The 16,883-nt window shown below is 70.3% G+C and carries 21 protein-coding genes and 1 pseudogene; 7 read left to right on the top strand and 15 right to left on the bottom strand.

Features of this window, described 5'->3' with window-relative positions; translation table 11 throughout:
• Nucleotides 1-50: 50 nt before the first annotated feature.
• Nucleotides 51-476 (bottom strand): hypothetical protein, encoded by a 426-nt coding sequence (locus tag ABB07_RS07295; protein WP_208897942.1) that lies wholly within the window; start codon nucleotides 474-476, stop codon nucleotides 51-53.
• 65 nt (nucleotides 477-541) lie between these two features.
• Between ABB07_RS07295 and ABB07_RS07290 the strand changes: the two genes are divergently transcribed.
• Nucleotides 542-982, top strand: coding sequence for a TetR family transcriptional regulator C-terminal domain-containing protein (locus ABB07_RS07290; RefSeq protein WP_208897941.1), 441 nt, complete (start codon nucleotides 542-544; stop codon nucleotides 980-982).
• Nucleotides 983-989: 7 nt separating this feature from the next.
• Here ABB07_RS07290 and ABB07_RS07285 read toward each other — a convergent pair whose 3' ends face one another.
• The 3 genes from ABB07_RS07285 to ABB07_RS07275 all read right to left on the bottom strand — a co-directional run bounded on the left by ABB07_RS07285 (nucleotide 990) and on the right by ABB07_RS07275 (nucleotide 3,684).
• Nucleotides 990-1,745, bottom strand: a complete 756-nt coding sequence (locus ABB07_RS07285; RefSeq protein WP_208897940.1) for a hypothetical protein — start codon at nucleotides 1,743-1,745, stop codon at nucleotides 990-992.
• On the bottom strand, nucleotides 1,735-1,875 hold the full coding sequence (locus ABB07_RS07280; protein ID WP_208897939.1) for a hypothetical protein: 141 nt from the start codon (nucleotides 1,873-1,875) through the stop codon (nucleotides 1,735-1,737). The genes ABB07_RS07285 and ABB07_RS07280 overlap by 11 nt, the downstream gene beginning before the upstream one ends.
• A 243-nt stretch (nucleotides 1,876-2,118) precedes the next feature.
• The gene (locus ABB07_RS07275; protein WP_244189254.1) at nucleotides 2,119-3,684 is read right to left on the bottom strand and encodes a YibE/F family protein; all 1,566 of its coding nucleotides are present in this window, start codon (nucleotides 3,682-3,684) and stop codon (nucleotides 2,119-2,121) included.
• A 660-nt stretch (nucleotides 3,685-4,344) separates the two neighbouring features.
• Here ABB07_RS07275 and ABB07_RS07270 point away from each other — a divergent pair.
• The gene (locus ABB07_RS07270) at nucleotides 4,345-6,414 is read left to right on the top strand and encodes a putative Ig domain-containing protein (protein WP_208897938.1); all 2,070 of its coding nucleotides are present in this window, start codon (nucleotides 4,345-4,347) and stop codon (nucleotides 6,412-6,414) included.
• 202 nt (nucleotides 6,415-6,616) lie between these two features.
• On the opposite strand, the gene rpsN is transcribed toward ABB07_RS07270, so the two are convergent.
• Nucleotides 6,617-6,922, bottom strand: a complete 306-nt coding sequence (gene rpsN, locus ABB07_RS07265; RefSeq protein ID WP_208897937.1) for a 30S ribosomal protein S14 — start codon at nucleotides 6,920-6,922, stop codon at nucleotides 6,617-6,619.
• Complete coding sequence (gene rpmB, locus ABB07_RS07260) at nucleotides 6,922-7,158, bottom strand: 50S ribosomal protein L28 (RefSeq protein WP_208897936.1); 237 nt, start codon at nucleotides 7,156-7,158, stop codon at nucleotides 6,922-6,924. Before rpmB ends, rpsN begins: the two co-directional genes overlap by 1 nt.
• 80 nt (nucleotides 7,159-7,238) lie before the next feature.
• On the opposite strand from rpmB, the gene rpmG reads away from it, so the two are divergent.
• The 4 genes from rpmG to rpsR are packed head-to-tail and all read left to right on the top strand — an operon-like array spanning nucleotide 7,239 to nucleotide 9,095.
• Nucleotides 7,239-7,403 (top strand): 50S ribosomal protein L33, encoded by a 165-nt coding sequence (gene rpmG / locus ABB07_RS07255; RefSeq protein ID WP_014150502.1) that lies wholly within the window; start codon nucleotides 7,239-7,241, stop codon nucleotides 7,401-7,403.
• A gap of 5 nt (nucleotides 7,404-7,408) precedes the next feature.
• Nucleotides 7,409-7,666 (top strand): type B 50S ribosomal protein L31, encoded by a 258-nt coding sequence (locus ABB07_RS07250; RefSeq protein ID WP_208897935.1) that lies wholly within the window; start codon nucleotides 7,409-7,411, stop codon nucleotides 7,664-7,666.
• A complete protein-coding gene (locus ABB07_RS07245) occupies nucleotides 7,663-8,832 on the top strand; it encodes a CobW family GTP-binding protein (protein WP_208897934.1) in 1,170 nt (389 codons plus the stop codon). The genes ABB07_RS07250 and ABB07_RS07245 overlap by 4 nt, the downstream gene beginning before the upstream one ends.
• 20 nt (nucleotides 8,833-8,852) lie before the next feature.
• On the top strand, nucleotides 8,853-9,095 hold the full coding sequence (rpsR, locus tag ABB07_RS07240) for a 30S ribosomal protein S18 (RefSeq protein WP_208897933.1): 243 nt from the start codon (nucleotides 8,853-8,855) through the stop codon (nucleotides 9,093-9,095).
• Nucleotides 9,096-9,117: 22 nt separating this feature from the next.
• On the opposite strand, the gene infA is transcribed toward rpsR, so the two are convergent.
• The 4 genes from infA to rpmF all read right to left on the bottom strand — a co-directional run bounded on the left by infA (nucleotide 9,118) and on the right by rpmF (nucleotide 11,824).
• On the bottom strand, nucleotides 9,118-9,342 hold the full coding sequence (gene infA, locus ABB07_RS07235; RefSeq protein ID WP_208897932.1) for a translation initiation factor IF-1: 225 nt from the start codon (nucleotides 9,340-9,342) through the stop codon (nucleotides 9,118-9,120).
• Nucleotides 9,343-9,416: 74 nt separating this feature from the next.
• A complete protein-coding gene (locus ABB07_RS07230) occupies nucleotides 9,417-10,214 on the bottom strand; it encodes a GNAT family N-acetyltransferase (protein WP_208897931.1) in 798 nt (265 codons plus the stop codon).
• A 251-nt stretch (nucleotides 10,215-10,465) separates the two neighbouring features.
• Complete coding sequence (locus ABB07_RS07225) at nucleotides 10,466-11,647, bottom strand: GTP-binding protein (RefSeq protein ID WP_208903321.1); 1,182 nt, start codon at nucleotides 11,645-11,647, stop codon at nucleotides 10,466-10,468.
• 6 nt (nucleotides 11,648-11,653) lie between these two features.
• Nucleotides 11,654-11,824, bottom strand: a complete 171-nt coding sequence (gene rpmF, locus ABB07_RS07220; RefSeq protein WP_055709034.1) for a 50S ribosomal protein L32 — start codon at nucleotides 11,822-11,824, stop codon at nucleotides 11,654-11,656.
• A gap of 157 nt (nucleotides 11,825-11,981) precedes the next feature.
• Here rpmF and ABB07_RS40625 point away from each other — a divergent pair.
• Nucleotides 11,982-12,396, top strand: a pseudogene (locus ABB07_RS40625) (hypothetical protein).
• A gap of 35 nt (nucleotides 12,397-12,431) precedes the next feature.
• Here the strand turns inward: ABB07_RS40625 and ABB07_RS07215 are convergent.
• Genes ABB07_RS07215 through ABB07_RS07195 form a run of 5 tightly spaced genes read right to left on the bottom strand, consistent with a single transcriptional unit; the run spans nucleotide 12,432 to nucleotide 16,596 of the window.
• Nucleotides 12,432-12,890 carry a Fur family transcriptional regulator gene (locus tag ABB07_RS07215; protein WP_208897930.1) on the bottom strand — a complete coding sequence of 153 codons (459 nt, stop codon included), beginning with the start codon at nucleotides 12,888-12,890 and terminating at the stop codon, nucleotides 12,432-12,434.
• A gap of 13 nt (nucleotides 12,891-12,903) precedes the next feature.
• Nucleotides 12,904-13,773 carry a metal ABC transporter permease gene (locus tag ABB07_RS07210; protein ID WP_208897929.1) on the bottom strand — a complete coding sequence of 290 codons (870 nt, stop codon included), beginning with the start codon at nucleotides 13,771-13,773 and terminating at the stop codon, nucleotides 12,904-12,906.
• Nucleotides 13,770-14,681 (bottom strand): metal ABC transporter permease, encoded by a 912-nt coding sequence (locus ABB07_RS07205; RefSeq protein WP_208897928.1) that lies wholly within the window; start codon nucleotides 14,679-14,681, stop codon nucleotides 13,770-13,772. Before ABB07_RS07205 ends, ABB07_RS07210 begins: the two co-directional genes overlap by 4 nt.
• The gene (locus ABB07_RS07200) at nucleotides 14,668-15,609 is read right to left on the bottom strand and encodes a metal ABC transporter ATP-binding protein (protein ID WP_208897927.1); all 942 of its coding nucleotides are present in this window, start codon (nucleotides 15,607-15,609) and stop codon (nucleotides 14,668-14,670) included. Before ABB07_RS07200 ends, ABB07_RS07205 begins: the two co-directional genes overlap by 14 nt.
• Before the next feature lie 9 nt (nucleotides 15,610-15,618).
• Nucleotides 15,619-16,596: a metal ABC transporter solute-binding protein, Zn/Mn family gene (locus ABB07_RS07195; RefSeq protein WP_208897926.1), complete on the bottom strand. Its 978-nt coding sequence runs from the start codon at nucleotides 16,594-16,596 to the stop codon at nucleotides 15,619-15,621.
• Between the last annotated feature and the right edge of the window lie 287 nt (nucleotides 16,597-16,883).

The raw sequence follows: 16,883 nt of genomic DNA, 5'->3' as shown, positions 1-16,883 counted from the left end.
TCGCCGGCCGAGCATTCCGCGATCATGGGCACCCCGGCACCCGGCCACCGTCACGAAGGATCCGGCGCGCGGCCTTCATCCACTGTGCGGGCGCCGCGACCGGACAGCCGGCCGGCAGCGGCGAGGGCAGCTCGGCAGGGGAGGAAATCGCCACGGTCGGCGCGTACGGAGCGTTCCCACGCCGCCCGTCCCGCGGTCCTGTGCAGGATCGCGGATCTGCCCGGGCCCGAGCCCCGGCCCGGCTGCGACGGCATGAACGGCTCGGTCTCCAGCAGCGCGTAGCCGAGGGGCATGATCCCCAGCCGCAGCAGCAGCCGTACCGGGGGATTGATCAGGTACCGGTGCAGGGGTCCGACCAGAGTGCGCTTGAGCCGAGGGCCGGCGAGGGTCAGCGGCACGTTGGCCGCAAGCACGGCACTCAGGGCGAGGGGGAAGGTCAGGCCCTGCGGCGCGGTGGGATCGACGAGCCAGTCCACCCAGACGAGCGCGAGCAGGGCCAGGGTGGCCGTGATCAGACCTACGGTGCTTCGCGTTCCGGCAGGTGGTGGAGCGGACAAGGGCCCGGGTCGCGGGCCTCGCCGCGCGCGCCGGCCCGCGCGCGGCACTGGGGGCGGCCCTGCGGGAACTGCTGCCGCTCGACGAGGCGCGGCTCGCTGAGTGCCGCGTGTACGTCGCCTTCGCCGCTCGCGCCGCCACCTCACCCCACCTCGCGGCCGTGCAGCGGGAGACGCTGGCAGCGGTCCACGCCGAACTGCGACAGGCGCTCAGCAGCGCGCCCGCCCCCCGCTCCGGGCCCCCGCTCGATCCGGAGGTCGAGGCCCGGCTGCTGCTGGCCGTCGTCGACGGCCTCATGCTGGACGCGGTCAGCGCCCCAGGGGTCCTCACCCGGGCCGAACTGGAGAGCGCACTGGACACGTACCTGGACCGCCTCACGCCCGGCGACCACGCGGGCGAGCGGTCCCGTCGGCAGAGGGACGTGTGAACCTTGGTCAAGCGCCGTGCCGGAGGGGGAGCACGGCGAGATCCATGTCCACGCGAAAACCGATGTCCTTCAGCGGACGGTCGTCGTCGGAATGCCCGAAGTGGTGTTGCGCCCATGTGCTTCCGATGTCGCGGAAGATGTGGTTGCTTTTCCGGTCTATGAGAACCCAGTGCGTGCCGTACGTGTACGGTCGTACGTGGTCGCGCATGACGGCCCACAGCCGGTCAAGGAAGTCGGAGACCGTCGCCCCCTCGGCCAGCGGGAATTGGGTTGTGAAATCCCGGAAGTCCGGGTGGACGGCGCTCAGGTCCACGGAGAGCATGCGATTGGCGATACCTTCGTGCGCACTGGCGACTGCCTGGTCCACCAGCTGTGCGACCTGCTGCGGGGTGACGGTCCGGGACAACGTGGTGGGAATGACGTCTTCCAGGGTGTCCCGTACAACTGCCTTCAGCAGCTCGGCGTTTGCCACCGAGCCATGGCGCATGCCGTCCACGTAGGCGCTGACCGAGACATGTTCGGGGAAGTCGCCCGGTGCGTACAGTACTTCTGGCTTCTTCCACAGAATCGAGAAGAAGGCTCCGGATACCAGCAGGGGAAAGGTGACGGCAAATACTGCAAGAGCCCCCTGGACCCAGCCGTTCGACAGCGCTGCCGCGATTCCCACCGTGGTCTCGGACAGCCCGAGAAAGAGCGAGATGATCCACAGGGGGTTGAGCACTCTGGGCGGCGTGCGCATCGGTGCGTCCTGCTCATTCGGCATCCCGCCAGCATGCCAGGCCGTCGCCGCCGCCGAGCCCTGAACGGCGGGGTCCCGGCCGGGACTTGATGCCGTGATGCGCGGCCAGCCGCCACTGGGGAACGTACGGGGCGGTCCCCTCGACGTTCTGCAAGAACGCCTCCTTGTTCCACCTCTTCGAGCCGTCCTTGCGACAGGTGTCCGCCAGGTTGTTGATTCGAAGGTGGAGAGCCGGGGGAGCGCGGGCGTGGCGACGGCCGGTGGTGCGCTGTGGTTGTCGATGACGAAGGCCACGCGGCCGGCTCAACCCCTCCGGATTTCTCCCGCAGACCGCGAGGTTGTACTGCTGACCGGGTGAGGGCCTGCGCGGTCCGCCCTCACTTCGAAGAGATCGATCTCAACGCTTCCGCCGTCGCCCGCCCCGGCCCGCTGCCGCTCCCGCGGTTGTCGTTTCCCTCTCCGGGCCGGGGCGATCGGTTGCGACCACCAGGGCCGCCAATAGCGTCGTGACCGGTACCGAGGCGACCAGGCCGATCGAGCCCACCAGCGTGCGCACGATCTCTTCGGCGACCAGCTCGCTGTTGGCGACCGTGACTACGCCGCTCTGGGCGATGGAGAAGAGGAGCAGGAGGGGGAGTGCGGCGCCGGCGTAGGCGAGGACGAGGGTGTTGACGACGGAGGCGATGTGGTCGCGGCCGATGCGGATGCCCGCCCGGTACAGGCCGCGCCAGCCCATGGTCGGGTTGGCTTCGTGCAGTTCCCAGACGGCCGATGTCTGCGTCACGGTGACGTCGTCGAGGACGCCGAGGGAGCCGATGATGACGCCGGCGAGGAGCAGGCCGCTCATGTCGAGCTTGGGGTAGAGGCCGTGGATCAGGCCGGTCTGGTCGTCGGTGTTGCCGGTGAGGGCGGCCCAGCCGATGAATGCCGAGCCGAGGATGCCGATGAGCGCCAGTGAGGCCAGGGTGCCCAGGACGGCGACGGAGGTGCGGGCGGACAGGCCGTGGCACATGTACAGGGCGATCAGCATGATGGCGCTGGAGCCGACCACCGCCACGAGCAGCGGGTTCGCGCCCTGCAGGACGGCCGGCAGGATGAAGAAGTTCAGCACCAGGAAGCTGATGGCCAGGGCGACCAGGGCCATCACGCCGCGCAGCCGGCCCACGACCACGACGGCGAGGGCGAAGATGCCGGCGAGCAGGCCCAGGGGGAGGTGGCGGTTGACGTCGGTGACCGAGTACTGCAGGTCCCTGGGCGCGGAGGGTTCGTAGGCGGTGACGACCTGCTCGCCCTGGTGCAGCTGTCGTGCCTGGTCGGGCTGGACGATCTCGGTGAAGGTGCGTCCCTTGTCCTTGCCGGTGTCGACCCGGATGGTGGCCTGGTGGCAGGTGCCGTTCGCCTCCTGCTGTGCCGAGTTGCCCTCGGCGGTGGAGGTGTCGCCGGTCGGGGTCTCGCCGGAGGCGTTCACCGCCTTGCAGCTGACCTCGACGACCCTGGTGACGGTCGCCTGCTGGGTCTGCTGGTCGAAGCCGACCCCGGTGTGCTTGTGCGGCGGGGCTCCGCCCGGCCACAGCACGACGAGCCCCACCACGACCGCGGCGGTGAAGGGGATCAGGATCGCCGCGATGACCTTGCGCAGGTGCCGGGAGACCGGCGCCGCGGGCCCGTGGCTGTGACTGTGACCGTGCGAGTGGCCGTGTCCGTGACCGCCGGCTCCCGCTTCGGGGCGGTGACCCGAGCGATGTTCGGCGGCGGTCGCTGGTGCGTGCCCGTGGCCTGTCGCCTCAGAGAGGGGGAGGTGGCCCGCGCCGGCATCGGGTCCGTAGCCGGGGTGAGGTATCGACCCAGGGACATCTCCGTACCCGTAGTCGTGGCCGGACTCGCTCGCACGACCGCCCCTGGGTCGGGGCGGGTCACCGACCCGGTTCCAGTCCCCGGCGCTCTGCCCGTCAGCGGTTCCCATGCCGTCTCCCTCGCGGTTGTCCGTGCCCCCTCCGGAGCCGGTCCTGCGCGGCGGCTCTGAGGCAGAGTACGGGAACGGCTGTGGCGTGGACTCAGCCCGAGCATCACCAGAAGATCGAGCGTTCTGCTCACCATGCGTGGATCATGAACCTCTTCACCGACCGCATTTCCGCGCCGCCCCCGAGGTACGTGACGCGAAACTCCCGTCGCCATAGAAGGAGCAGGGCTCCTCTGCGGGTGTGCGGCAGGGCGCGCAGGGGCGTGGTCGGGCCGTAGATCCGTTCAGTCTCGGGGCCGGAGCGCCCTTGCGGAGCGTTCCCCACGCAGGTGGCCGGAGGTGGCGCGGCGGTGCGGCCGGCACGGAAGATGCCATCGACAACCCATCAGGGCCGGGTCTGGGCCCAACGCCTGGCCAGCACGCGCCGGCCCCCATGCGGGAGCCAACCGCATTCTATGGAGAAGCAAAGAATTCGCCCCGGTACTGCCCGGTAGGACCTGTTCCGGTCTACGTTCCCCCCGCACCCTGTCATGTCACGCTCACCCGGCGTGGCAGGGCGCTGTGAGTGTCATGCTCCTGACTGCGCGGTTCCACCGCCGCTACGCGCAATCACGGGCCTGCCCATCCAGTGCGATACCCCACGTTAACCGGAGGCAGCACCCCATGCGTGAGTCACACCCGAGCGGGCGGAGACGGAGTCTGCGAAGACTCGTCGCCGTCACCTTCCCCGCCCTCGCCCTCACCGTCGCCGGATTCACCGCCGCACCGACGGCCGGCGCCCAGCCTGCCGCGACCCACCCCCAGACCTCCAAGGTCACGCAGAACAACAGGGCACTGACCGCCCCCGAGCGGCAGACCTACCACTCGACCGGCAAGGCCGGCCAGAAGGTGCCGACCCAGCACCTGTGCGCCACCGCCGAGCCGGGTCATGCGTCCTGTTTCGCCCAGCGCCGTACCGACATCAAGCAGCGGCTCGCCTCGGCGGTGGCCGCGGCCGCGCCTTCCGGCCTCTCCCCGGCCAACCTGCACAGCGCCTACAACCTGCCCACGGCGGCCGGTTCGGGCATGACGGTCGGCATCGTGGACGCCTACAACGACCCCAACGCCGAGTCGGACCTGGCCACCTACCGCTCCACCTACGGCCTGTCGTCCTGCACCAAGGCCAACGGCTGCTTCAAGCAGGTCAGCCAGACCGGCTCCACCACCTCGCTGCCGACCAACGACAGCGGCTGGGCCGGCGAAGAGATGCTCGACATCGACATGGTCAGCGCGGTCTGCCCGAACTGCAGCATCATCCTGGTCGAGGCCAACTCCGCGAGCATGGCCGACCTCGGCGCCGCCGAGAACGAGGCCGTGGCACTGGGCGCCAAGTTCATCTCCAACAGCTGGGGCGGCTCCGAGTCCTCCTCCCAGACCAGCGACGACACGTCGTACTTCAAGCACCCGGGTGTCGCGATCACCGTGTCCTCGGGTGACTCCGCCTACGGCGCCGAGTACCCGGCGACCTCCCAGTACGTGACGGCCGTCGGCGGCACCGCGCTCACCACCGCCTCCAACTCCCGCGGCTGGAGCGAGTCGGTGTGGCACACCAACTCCACCGAGGGCACCGGCTCCGGTTGTTCGGCGTACGACCCGAAGCCGAGCTGGCAGACCGACTCCGGCTGCGCCAAGCGCATGGAGGCCGACGTCTCCGCGGTCGCCGACCCGGCCACCGGCGTGGCGGTCTACGACACCTACGGCGGCACCGGCTGGGCGGTCTACGGCGGCACCAGCGCCAGCTCGCCGATCATCGCGAGCGTCTACGCCCTCGCGGGCACCCCGGGCGCGAGCGACTACCCGGCGAAGTACCCCTACAGCCACACCGGCAACCTGTACGACGTGACCAGCGGCAACAACGGCAGCTGCTCCCCGTCGTACTTCTGCACCGCGGGCACCGGCTACGACGGCCCGACCGGCTGGGGCACCCCGAACGGCACCGCCGCCTTCACCTCCGGCTCCACCGGTGGCAACACGGTGACCGTCACCAACCCCGGCAGCCAGTCCACCACCACCGGAAGCTCGGTCAGCCTGCAGATCAAGGCCACCGACAGCGGCGGCGCGTCCCTCACCTACAGCGCGAGCGGCCTGCCGACCGGGCTGTCCATCAACAGCTCCACCGGCCTGATCTCCGGTACGGCGTCCACCGCGGGCACCTACCAGGTCACGGTCACCGCGAAGGACTCCACCGGCGCCTCCGGCTCGACCTCCTTCACCTGGACCGTCGGTTCCGGTGGCGGCGGCTGCACGTCCTCGCAACTGCTGGCCAACCCGGGCTTCGAGTCGGGCAGCACCGGCTGGAGCGCGACGAGCGGTGTCATCACCAACGACTCCGGTGAGGCGGCGCACGGCGGCTCGTACTACGCCTGGCTCGACGGCTACGGCTCCTCGCACACCGACACCCTGTCCCAGTCGGTGACGATCCCGGCCGGCTGCAAGGCCACGCTCACCTTCTACCTGCACATCGACACCTCGGAGACCACCACCAGCACCCAGTACGACAAGCTGACGGTGACCGCCGGTTCGACCACCCTGGCGACGTACTCGAACCTCAACCACAACTCCGGGTACGCGCAGAAGACCTTCGACCTGTCCTCGCTGGCGGGCCAGACGGTCACCCTGAAGTTCAACGGCGTGGAGGACTCCTCGCTGCAGACCAGCTTCGTCGTGGACGACACCGCCCTGACGACCAGCTGATCTTCGGGCACGGCCCCGGCCCCGCACGCGGAAGCCGTCCGCGTGCGGGGTAGGCCGTACCCACCAACTTGTTGCAGTTCGCCGCGAGCCGGTGCCGCCGCCCCGCCCGCCCCCGTTCAGAGTGGCGGAGGCGCGTTCGCAGCCGGGTACAGATCCGGGCTGCGTCGCCGGCGCGCCCGTTGTGAGCCCCTGGTGTGCCGGGTCACCAACTGCTTTTGGTCACGCCAGGGAGCTCGCCCGCGTGGGCCATCTCGCGAACCCGGATGCGGGACAGGCCGAAGGCGCGCAGGTAGCCGCGGGGGCGGCCGTCCACGCAGTCGCGATTGCGCAGGCGGGTGGCGCTGGCGTCGCGGGGCTGGCGGCGCAGTTCCCGCTGGGCGGCGGCGCGTTCCTCGTCGGAGCTTCCGGGGAACGCGATGATCGCCTTCAACGCGGCGCGGCGCGCGGCGTAGCGGGCCACGACGAGGCGCCGCTGTTCATTCTTCGCGATCTTGCTCTTCTTCGCCATCAGACCTTCCCTCCCCGGGCACGGATGCGCGCCACCGCGGCCTCGATGCCGATCGTGTCGACCGTCTTGATGCCCTTGGCCGAGAGCGTGAGCCGGACGTGGCGGCCTTCGCTCGGCAGCCAGAAGCGCTTGCTCTGGACGTTGGGATCGAAGCGGCGCTTGCTCCGCCGGTGCGAGCGGGAGATGCGGTGCCCGAAGCCGGGCTGCCGGCCGGTGAGTTGGCAGTGGGCGGACATGGCTGTTCCTCCTTTGAGTGGATGCAGCAGCACACTAGCCCCTGATGAAAATGAAAACCAATCCTATGTATGGTTCGTTCATGGCCCGTAACGAACTGCGCCCGATCATCAAGCTGAGGTCCACCGCCGGTACCGGCTACACCTACGTGACCCGCAAGAACCGCCGTAACAACCCCGACCGGCTCACCCTGCGCAAGTACGACCCCGTCGCCGGCCGCCACGTCGACTTCCGTGAGGAGCGCTGAGCACCGTGAAGCCCGGAATCCACCCCGAGTACCGCCCGGTCGTCTTCCGTGACCGGGCCGCCGACTACGCCTTCCTCACCCGGTCCACGGCCACGAGCGACAGGACCATCGAATGGGAGGACGGCAACACCTACCCGGTCATCGACGTCGAGATCTCCTCGGCGAGCCACCCCTTCTACACCGGCACCCAGCGGGTCCTGGACACCGCGGGGCGGGTCGAGCGCTTCGAGCGGCGCTACGGACGCGGACGGAGCAAGCCGTGAACCGGGACCAGGTACGGCTGCCGGTCGCGATCGTCGCCGGGTTGCACGCCGACGCCCGCCGGGCCGCCGTAGAGCAGGTCCTGCGCACGGTCCCCGGCTCGGTCGCGCTGCACCACGACCTGACGTCCGCCGTGGACAGCGCGGTGCACCGGACGGTGCGCGACGCCGACGGCCTGCTGGGCAGCGGCGACGCACCCCTGGTGAACGACTGCGCGTGCTGCGCACTTCGCGAGGATCTCGTCCCCGCACTGCTGCGGCTCGCAGCGGAGGGAACGTACCGGCTGGCCGTCGTGGAACTGTGGGACTCCGTCGAGCCCCAGGCCATGGCCGCAGTCATCGCCGCCGCGGGTGCACCGCTGGCCCTGACCGGGGTCGCCACCGCGGTCGATCCGGCGCTCGTGCTGCCGTACCTGTCCAACGGCGACGACCTGGCCGACGTCGGCCTCGCCGCCGCTCCGACCGACCAGCGCACCGTCGCGGACACCTTCGCCCGGCAGCTGGAGTACCCCACGGTGATCGCCCTCGGTAACGACGATTCGTGCGACGAGGTCGCCGACGACACCGACCACGCGCTGCTCGCCCAGCTCACACCAGGCGCACGAAGCGTACGGGTGGAGGGCGACGGTGCCCTGGGGGCAGCGCTGTTGGCGGGCTTCGACGTGGCGGCGGCCGCCGCCCGTGTGCATCCTGCGTGCGCGCTGCTCCCGCAGTCGTGTGACGAGCACGGCGTGAGCACCTTCGTCTGGCGGCGCGAACGGCCCTTCCATCCGCAGCGCCTGTACGCGGCGCTTGAGGACGTCACCTGCGCCGCCGCGCGCAGCCGGGGGCGGTTCTGGCTGGCGGACCGCCCCGACACACTGCTGTCCTGGGACGCCGCCGGCGGCGCGCTGTGCGTGGAGTCGACCGGGCCCTGGCTGGCAGCTCTGCCCGACGCCGCCTGGGAGATGGTGCCCGCCGAGCGCCGCCTCGCCGCCTCCGTGGACTGGCACCCGGAACACGGCGACCGCTGCCAGTACCTCACCTTCACCTCGCCCGGCCTGGACCGCGACGGCCTGCAGGCCCTGCTCGACTCCTGCCTGCTCACCGACGCCGAGTACGCGGCCGGCAGGGACCGCTGGAAGCAACTCCCGCACGCCTTCGACGACTTGCTCGACCCCGTGACCTGAAAGAGAGGACCGACCTCCCCATGACCCGACGCACAAGCATCCGGCGTCAGACTGCCAAGCGTCAGCGCACCAACCCGCTGGACGCCGCCGGAATCACCTACATCGACTACAAGGACACCGACTTGCTGCGGAAGTTCATCTCCGACCGCGGAAAGATCCGCAGCCGTCGGGTGACCCACGTGACGCGTCAGCAGCAGCGGCAGATGGCACAGGCCATCAAGAACGCACGCGAGATGGCGCTCCTGCCGTACGGCTCCCGATAGGGCGATGGCGCCGCACCTTCCGTTACGCCCGGTACCGGTAGCGGATCCGGCCGCGAGTGAGGTCGTAGGGGCTGAGTTCCACCAGCACCCGGTCGTACGGGAGGATCCTGATGCGGTTCTTCCGGATCTTCCCGCTGATGTGGGCGAGCACCGTGTGCCCGTTCTGGAGTTCCACCTTGAAGGTGGCGTTCCGCAGGCACTCGATGACGGTGCCTTCGGCTTCTACGCCCCCTGTTGCCTTTGTCATGGTCTCTCACTTCTCCCGTTCTGTGACGGCGAATTCAGTAGGAAAACGGTCGCTCGGTGCGATGTGGTGGCGCGTCAGCGGCGGACGAGTTCCAGGGTGCCGGCCGCGCGGAGGGCACCGATGCTCTCGAACAGGGCGGTGGCCGCCGCGTTGGACTCGTCCACCTCGGCCCATGCCGAAGCGGTTCCGGAGTGGTGCAGCGAACCCAGCGCGTGGGCCAGCAGCGCCCGGGCGATGCCGCGGCGGTGCCGATCGGCCCGGACGGCGATCAGCCCGATCCGAGGCTGCCGGGTCAGCGGCCCCATCCGGACCAGTCCCACGTACTCGTCCACGTGCCTGGCCACGGCGTACTTCGACGGGTCGAGCACAGTGACCCCAGCCGGGCGGGGCAGCACCTCGGCCGGCATCGTCTGCCAACCGACGGTGGCCTCGATCTCGTCGCGGATGAGGCGGTCCAGGGCGCACAGCGGGTCCTCTTCCGCCTCACCGGCGGGCACGATCGTCACGCCCGACGGGGGCCGTACCGAGCCGAGCCCGGTGATCTGCGGGTCGGTGGGCACGAGATAGCCCCACTCGCGGCGTCTGGTGGTGAAGCCGGCCCGCTCCCAGGCGGACCTCGAGTCGTGGTCGGTCTCGTCGACGACGGTGTACAGCGGTATGGGCAGGTCCGCGAGCATCGCGTCGGCGATGCGGTCGAAGACCGCGCCGTGCCAGGCGTCGATGCTGATGAAGAGCCGTCCGTCGGGCCGACGCGAAGCGACGCCGCGGCCGACCGTCAGGTCGTCCTCCACGGCGTGCCACTGCGTGTCCGAGACCCGCGTGACCACAACCGGATGGTTGTCCGTGCCCGGAGTGGAATGCACAGAGTTCATAGGTGTTGCCTCTCAGGAGTGCCTTGTCCGAGGCGCTCCCGGCGACACCTACGTCAATCGCCCACCGTGACGACATGGGGGAGCACCCACATGGATACAGCCTTCATGGGTCTCACCTCCTCGCGTTCTCTCACGGCCGCCCCGACGCTATCAGCGGGGGCCGGTCAGCCCAACGCATTTATCCGGAGCTCTCGGTGTCCATACCGGGCCGGGCGGCGCCGTGGCCGTGTTCGCCGCCCGGCCCGGGGTCCTCAGGGGCCCGCCACGAGTTCGGGATGCTCGTGCTCGCAGGTGTCGTCGATGCCGTAGGTGTCCCAGGCGGGAAACGGGTCCGTGGGCGGCAGGCTCTCGCCGTCGGACATGAGGCAGTCGGTCAGCGCCGCGTGCAGTGCGTCCGCGTGCAGGTGCGTGCCGATGAAGACCAGTTCCTGGCACTCGGGGCTCTCGGTGTCGCGTGCGGCGGACGGCTCGAAGCGTGCGACGGAGCCGGCCTGTGACCACAGGCCCGTCACGTGCGGGCGGCTGGCGAGGGTGAAGAAGCCCTTGGAGCGCAGGATCTGTCCGTACGCGCCGCTGTCGAGTTCCTCGGTCACGAAGGTCCACAACCTGCCCGGATGGAAGGGCAGTTCGGAGCGGAAGACGGTCGAGGAGATGCCGTACTCCTCCGTCTCGGGTACGTGATCGCCGTTGAGTTCCCTCACCCAGCCGGGGGCCTGTTGGGCGCGTTCCAGGTCGAACAGGCTGGTGCCCAGTACGTCGCCGATCTTCACGCGACCGTGGACCGCCGGGACAAGGCGTGCGGCGGGGTTGAGGCGGGTGAGTGTCGCCCGCAGCCGGTCGGCCGACTCATCGCCGACGAGGTCGAGCTTGTTGAGCACGATGACGTCGGCGAACTCGATCTGGTCCATCAGCAGGTCGCTGACGGTGCGTTCGTCGTCCTCGTACTGGTCCAGGCCGCGCTCCACCAACTCGTCGCCACTTGCCAGTTCGGGCAGGAAGTTGGCGGCGTCCACGACCGTGACCATGGTGTCCAGGCGGGCGAGGTCGCCGAGGGTGGCCCCGTCGTCGCGGGCGAAGGCGAAGGTCGCGGCGACCGGCATGGGTTCGGAGATGCCGGACGACTCGATGAGCAGGTAGTCGAAGCGGTCCTCGCGGGCCAGCCGGTCGACCTCCTGAAGCAGGTCGTCGCGCAGGGTGCAGCAGATACAGCCGTTGGTCATCTCGACCAGGCGTTCCTCGGTGCGCGACAGGGCCGCCTCGCCGCCCCGCACCAGGGCGGCGTCGACGTTGACCTCGCTCATGTCGTTGACGATGACCGCGACGCGCAGTCCCTCGCGGTTGCCGAGGACGTGGTTGAGGAGGGTGGTCTTGCCCGCGCCGAGGAATCCCGACAGGACGGTGACGGGCAGTCGGCCGGAGGGGCCGGACGGCATCATCGTTCAGCCTTCGGGTCGCAGCAGACCGCGCTCGTACGCCTTCACCAGCCGCTGTGGTACCAGGTATGACACCCCGTCGACGATGACCGGCACGAGCGCCGGCGTGGTCGCCTTCCACTGGGCGCGGCGGTGGCGGGTGTTGCTGCGGGACATCTTCCGCTTGGGAACGGCCATGGGAATCCTCCTGGTTGGGATGGCAGGGTACAGGCTACATGAAAATGAACACCATTACTAAGTAGCCCTAGTTCATGTTTCTCTGGATCCGACGCGCTGGGCGTCTCGCGCATGCGCACCGCCGTGGTCGCCGTTGAGGTTGACCGGAGGTGCGCCGATGCCGACGACAAGGGGTGCTGCTGACCGTGAGCGCAGAGACACCCATCTCCTCGGCCCCGACCCGGCCTGGCGCGGCGCGCTTGCCCGGCGGATACGGCTGCTGGTCGCCGCGACCATCACCTACAAAGCCGTCGAGGCGGCCGTCGCCCTCACGGCCGGGACCCTGGCTTCGTCCGCCGTGCTGATCGGCTTCGGCCGCGGCTCCGAGGCCTGGGAGAAGACCGCGTTGCGGATCATCGCGCTGGCGGATCCGCTCGCGGCTCTCGTCATCGCCGCGGTCGCGGCGAAGGAGGGGGCGCGACGCGTGGCGTGGGGAGGGGTGTTGTGCGGTGCCGGCGGCCGTTGCACCGGGCGGGTCCGGGCGGGAGGCGGATGCCGGCGGCTGTGCTCCGGGGTGCGACTGCTGCCCTTGACGGTGACCACTCCGGAAAGGGAGTGGCGTCGGAGTTCACCGGCGCTCGTCCGCCGCCGGCCGTCGGCCGCAGTCCGGGCACACCCCGGACAACTCCACCGTGTGCCGGACGTTCGCGAACCCGGAGGTCTGCGCGATGGTGTCGGCCCATTCCTCCACCGGGCCGGAGTCGACGGGTCGGCTCAGGCCGCATTCGGTGCAGATGAGGTAGTGGCGGTGTTCGGGGCCGGGGCGGTAGCGGAAGAGGCGTTCACCGCTGGTGTCGCGCACCATGTCGGCCCGGCCGACGCCGGCCAGGCCGGCCAGCGTGCGGTAGACCGTGGAGAGGCCGACCGGTGAGCCGGCGGCAGCGAGCTGCTTGTGGAGGGCTTGGGCGCCGACGAAGCCGTCGGCCCGGATGAGCGCCTCGACCACGATGGTGCGTTGCTGGGTGAGGCGGCCGATCAGCGTGACGTCGTGCGAGGGGGTGCGGGTGCGCCGGCGGTCGGGTGCCATCGGGTGCCTTCGCTCATGTGCCGGTGGGGACGGCGGTTCGCGTACGAGGACCGGGGACCGGGCGTCGTATCAGGAAGGTGGCGGTGTACACGGCCGTGGCGGCGGCCAGGATGGCGAAGCTCGGCGGCATCTTCGGCACCGCGTACGAGGCGAACAGCCCCGCCCACATCTCCAGGACCGCCAGCCCTGCGGAGAGGGCGAGCGCACGGTAGGGCCGATCGGTGAGGCGGATCGCGGCGCCCGCCGGGGCGGCGAGCAGGCCGAGCAGGAGCAGGGAACCGACCGCCTGGGTGGCCTCGGCGGCGCTGATCCCGGCCAGGGCGAGGAAGCCGTAGCCGAGCAGCCGGACCGGTACACCACGGGCTGCGGCCACGGCCTCGTCGAGCGTGGCGAACAGCAGCGGTCGGGCGATGACGATTACCAGCAGGCCGGCCCCGGCTGCCACCAGGGCGGCGACGGCCGCGCTGCTGGAGGAGATGCCGAAGACGGAGCCGAACAGCACACTCACCCCGGCGGTGCCGTTCGTGGTGCTGCGCGAGGTCGTGTAGAGCGTGATGAAGAACGCGCCCAGGCCCAGGATCCAGGAGAAGACGCTCCCGATGACCACGTCGTCGGGCCGCGCCTTGCGGCCGAGGGTGCCGAAGAGCAGCGCCATGGCGATGGTGGCGGCGAACAGCCCGAGGCGAAGGTCGGCGCCGAAGGCGAGGGCGGCCATCGCGCCGGTGAAGGCGACGTGGCTGAGCGCGTCGCCGGTGAAGACCTGGGCCCGCAGCACCAGGAAGTAGCCGACCAGCCCGCAGGCCGCGGCGATGGCGGTACCGGCGAGAAAGGCGTGCAGGAAGAACGGGTGGGACAGCGGGGACGCGGCGAGCAGGACGGTCATGCGACCACCTCCTTGGCAGCGGGCGTGGCCCCGGCCCGGATGCGAGCCAGTACCTCGCGCAGCGAGCGCCGGCCCAGCGCGAGCAGGTATCCGGCGAAGGCGATGGTCGTCACGAAGAAGCCCAGAGGGTAGGGCCAGTAGTAGGCGGCGGTCAGCCCCAGCCAGGTCGCGGCGAAGGCCAGCAGGACGGCCAGGGCCAGGCTCAACGCCGGGCGGGCGGTGAGGACTTGCGCGGTGGCGGCCGGAATCACCATGAGGGCGAAGACCAGGAGGGTCCCGGTGATCTGGCTCGCCTCGGCGGTGGCCGCACCGAGCAGGACGAGGAAGACCACCGACAGGGCGCGGACCGGCACTCCGCGCCCGCCGGCCACCTGCGGGTCGACGGACGCGAACAGCAGCGGCCGTCCGATCAGCGCCAGCACCGCGAGCACCACCGCACCGACCACCGTCAGCACGGTCACCTGGGAGGAGGTGATTCCCAGGAAGGTGCCGAAGAGGATGGTCTGCGGCCCCTCCAGCAGTCCTCTGTACAGGGCGGTGAACAGGAACCCGGACGCGAGCAGGAACGCCTGCACGGTCCCGGTCAGCGCCGACTCCTCGTGCTCACCGCCGCCCCGCAGGGCCGCGATGACCAGCGCGGCGGCCACACACAGCGTGAAGTAGCCGTAGACCGCGCTGAACCCGAGCAGGAGCGCCCCGGCGGCGCCGGGGAACGCGACGGCGGAGACGGTGTGCGCGGCGAACGTCTGCCGCCGCAGCACCACGAACCACCCCACGACCGCCGAGACCACGGCCACGACCGCGCCGGCGCGGAACGCGTTGACCATGAAGGGGTAGGACCACATGTCCTGGAAGTCGGTCAGGAGGTTCCACGACCAGGTTGGTACCCCTGTCTCAGCCAGCGGCATGACCGCTCCCCGGGGTGTCGTGCCGGTCGCTGTGCACGGCCGGTGCCTCCGGCTGGCCCACGACGACCAGCCGCCCGTCCGAGGTCTGCAGCACCTCGACCGGTGTGCCGTACAGCCGGGTCAGCGTCCCGGAGGTGATGACCTCGGTCGGTGTGCCGGCGGCGGCGCCGCCCTCGGCCAGGTACACCACCCGGTCCAGGTGGTGGAGTATCGGGTTCACGTCATGGGCGACCATGACCACCGAGACACCCTCGTGATGGCAGATGCGCCCGATCAGCGCCGCGACGGCACTCTGGTTCGACAGGTCGAGGCTGTCCAACGGCTCGTCGAGCAGGAGCAGTTCGGGCCTGCGGACCAGTGCCTGGGCGATCAGCAGCCGCTGCTGCTCGCCGCCGGAACACTGCCCGATGGGCCGGTGCGCGTACGCCGACGCCCCGACCAGCTCGATCACCTCGTCCACCCGCGCACGGGCGGCCCGCCGACGCGCGCTCGGGAACGGCAGCGGCACCCCCCACCGGTCACCGTCCAGGCCCATGCGCACCACATCGACACCGCGAATGCGCAGATCGGCGTCGAAGCTGCGCCGCTGCGGCAGGTAGCCGATGCGGTAGTTGGCCTGCCCGGGCCGGGCGCCGAGCACCCGGACCTCGCCGGCCGCCGCGGGCAGGGCACCCAGCAGGGCCTTGATCATGGTGGACTTGCCGACTCCGTTGGGGCCGAGCACGGCGGTGAACTCGCCGGCCCCGATGCGAAGGTCCACTCCCGACCACAGCGTCCGGCCGCCGACCCGCACGGCGGCCCCGCGCAGGGCGACCACCGGGTCGCTTCCCGCTCCTGTGGCCGTGTCGTGACCCCCGCTTCGGCGGCCGGGGACGGCGTGGCCGCTGGTGTGTATGACGGCTTCGCGGGCCTTCGCTATCGGGTTCATGGCTTCAACTCACTTCCCGGTGGCCTTGGCCAGGGCCTGCTCGAGGCCCCGCAGCTGGGTGGTCTGCCACTGCTGGAAGGTGGCCCCGGCGGGGGTGAGGGTCTCGGTGACGGTGGCGACCGGGATGCCCTGCGCCTTGGCCTCCTTGACCTGCGCCTGCACGTCCGGTGTGGAGTTCTGGGAGTTGTAGACGTATATCTTGATCTTCTTGTTCTTGATCTGCTGGTCGATGGTGGCCTTGTCCTTGGCCGTGGGGTCGGAGCCCTCGCTCATGGCGTCCAGGAACGTCTCCGGGGTGAGCATCTTCAGCCCCAGGCCCTCGGCGAGCGGCGTGACGATGGACTCGGAAGCACCGATCGGCGTGCCCGCGTACTTCGCCTTGATGCCGGCGACGAGCTTGTTGTAATCGCCGAGCGTCTTGGTCTCGAAGGCCGTCTTCTGCTGGTCGAAGTAGGCCGCGTCGGCCGGGTCGATCTTCTTGTAGTCCGCGGTGATCTTCTCGATGACCTGGTGGACGTTGTCCGGGGAGTACCAGCGGTGCGGGTTGCCGCCCGGCTTGATGCCGACCAAGTCGCCGATCTTGAGCTGGGTGCGCCCGCTGCCCGGGTTGGCGGCCAGCAGCTTGTCCGTCCAGGCGTCGTAGCCGATGCCGTTGACGATCGTGTACTGGGCGCCGGCCACGGTACGGGCGTCGGCGGCGGTCGGCTCGTAGTCGTGCGGGTCGGCGTCAGGGTTGTTGATGATGCTGGTCACCTTCACGTGGCTGCCGCCGAGCTGGGAGGCGATGCTGCCCCAGAAGTTCTCGGCCGCCACCACCTGGATCGTCCTGCCCGACCCGCTGCCGCTTCCGGTCGCGGCGGTGTCGGTGGTGTGCGAGGAGGAGGTCGAGCAGGCGGTCGCCGTCACGGCCGTCAGGGCGGCCGTCGCGGTGACCAGTGCGGTCCTCGCGCTCGGCCGGGCGGAACGGGAGGCGGGGGCGGTGGACATGCGGGGGCTCCTTCGGACGATGCCGGGCGCGCGGCGGACACGCGCCGACCGTGTGGCGACACCTTCGACGCTAGATGGAAATGATTTTCAGATCAATGATAGATGAAAACCGTTGCCATCTTTTGACCGTGGGTACGACTGCTCGGCAGCTGCGCAGGTAGGGGGTGTGGCGGATGCCGCCGGGACGAGCGTGGGCGGCCGTCGCTCACGAGGACCGGGTGTCCTGGTGGGCGACGGCCGCCGAGGGGGCGAAGTGGCCTGCCTTGCTGCCGAACGCCGCCTTCGGC

This window comes from Streptomyces incarnatus (genome assembly GCF_001027185.1).
Classification (GTDB): domain Bacteria; phylum Actinomycetota; class Actinomycetes; order Streptomycetales; family Streptomycetaceae; genus Streptomyces; species Streptomyces puniciscabiei.
This window is presented reverse-complemented; position numbering and strand designations above follow the sequence as displayed.

Bases quoted from the DNA above. Each gene is read 5' to 3' on its own strand.
- ABB07_RS07285 (WP_208897940.1), bottom strand. From the start codon at position 1,745: ATGCCGAATGAGCAGGACGCACCGATGCGCACGCCGCCCAGAGTGCTC.
- ABB07_RS07275 (WP_244189254.1), bottom strand. From the start codon at position 3,684: ATGGGAACCGCTGACGGGCAGAGCGCCGGGGACTGGAACCGGGTCGGT.
- ABB07_RS07270 (WP_208897938.1), top strand. From the start codon at position 4,345: ATGCGTGAGTCACACCCGAGCGGGCGGAGACGGAGTCTGCGAAGACTC.
- rpsN (WP_208897937.1), bottom strand. From the start codon at position 6,922: ATGGCGAAGAAGAGCAAGATCGCGAAGAATGAACAGCGGCGCCTCGTC.
- rpmB (WP_208897936.1), bottom strand. From the start codon at position 7,158: ATGTCCGCCCACTGCCAACTCACCGGCCGGCAGCCCGGCTTCGGGCAC.
- rpmG (WP_014150502.1), top strand. From the start codon at position 7,239: ATGGCCCGTAACGAACTGCGCCCGATCATCAAGCTGAGGTCCACCGCC.
- rpsR (WP_208897933.1), top strand. From the start codon at position 8,853: ATGACCCGACGCACAAGCATCCGGCGTCAGACTGCCAAGCGTCAGCGC.
- infA (WP_208897932.1), bottom strand. From the start codon at position 9,342: ATGACAAAGGCAACAGGGGGCGTAGAAGCCGAAGGCACCGTCATCGAG.
- ABB07_RS07230 (WP_208897931.1), bottom strand. From the start codon at position 10,214: ATGAACTCTGTGCATTCCACTCCGGGCACGGACAACCATCCGGTTGTG.
- ABB07_RS07225 (WP_208903321.1), bottom strand. From the start codon at position 11,647: ATGCCGTCCGGCCCCTCCGGCCGACTGCCCGTCACCGTCCTGTCGGGA.
- rpmF (WP_055709034.1), bottom strand. From the start codon at position 11,824: ATGGCCGTTCCCAAGCGGAAGATGTCCCGCAGCAACACCCGCCACCGC.
- ABB07_RS07215 (WP_208897930.1), bottom strand. From the start codon at position 12,890: ATGGCACCCGACCGCCGGCGCACCCGCACCCCCTCGCACGACGTCACG.
- ABB07_RS07210 (WP_208897929.1), bottom strand. From the start codon at position 13,773: ATGACCGTCCTGCTCGCCGCGTCCCCGCTGTCCCACCCGTTCTTCCTG.
- ABB07_RS07205 (WP_208897928.1), bottom strand. From the start codon at position 14,681: ATGCCGCTGGCTGAGACAGGGGTACCAACCTGGTCGTGGAACCTCCTG.
- ABB07_RS07200 (WP_208897927.1), bottom strand. From the start codon at position 15,609: ATGAACCCGATAGCGAAGGCCCGCGAAGCCGTCATACACACCAGCGGC.
- ABB07_RS07195 (WP_208897926.1), bottom strand. From the start codon at position 16,596: ATGTCCACCGCCCCCGCCTCCCGTTCCGCCCGGCCGAGCGCGAGGACC.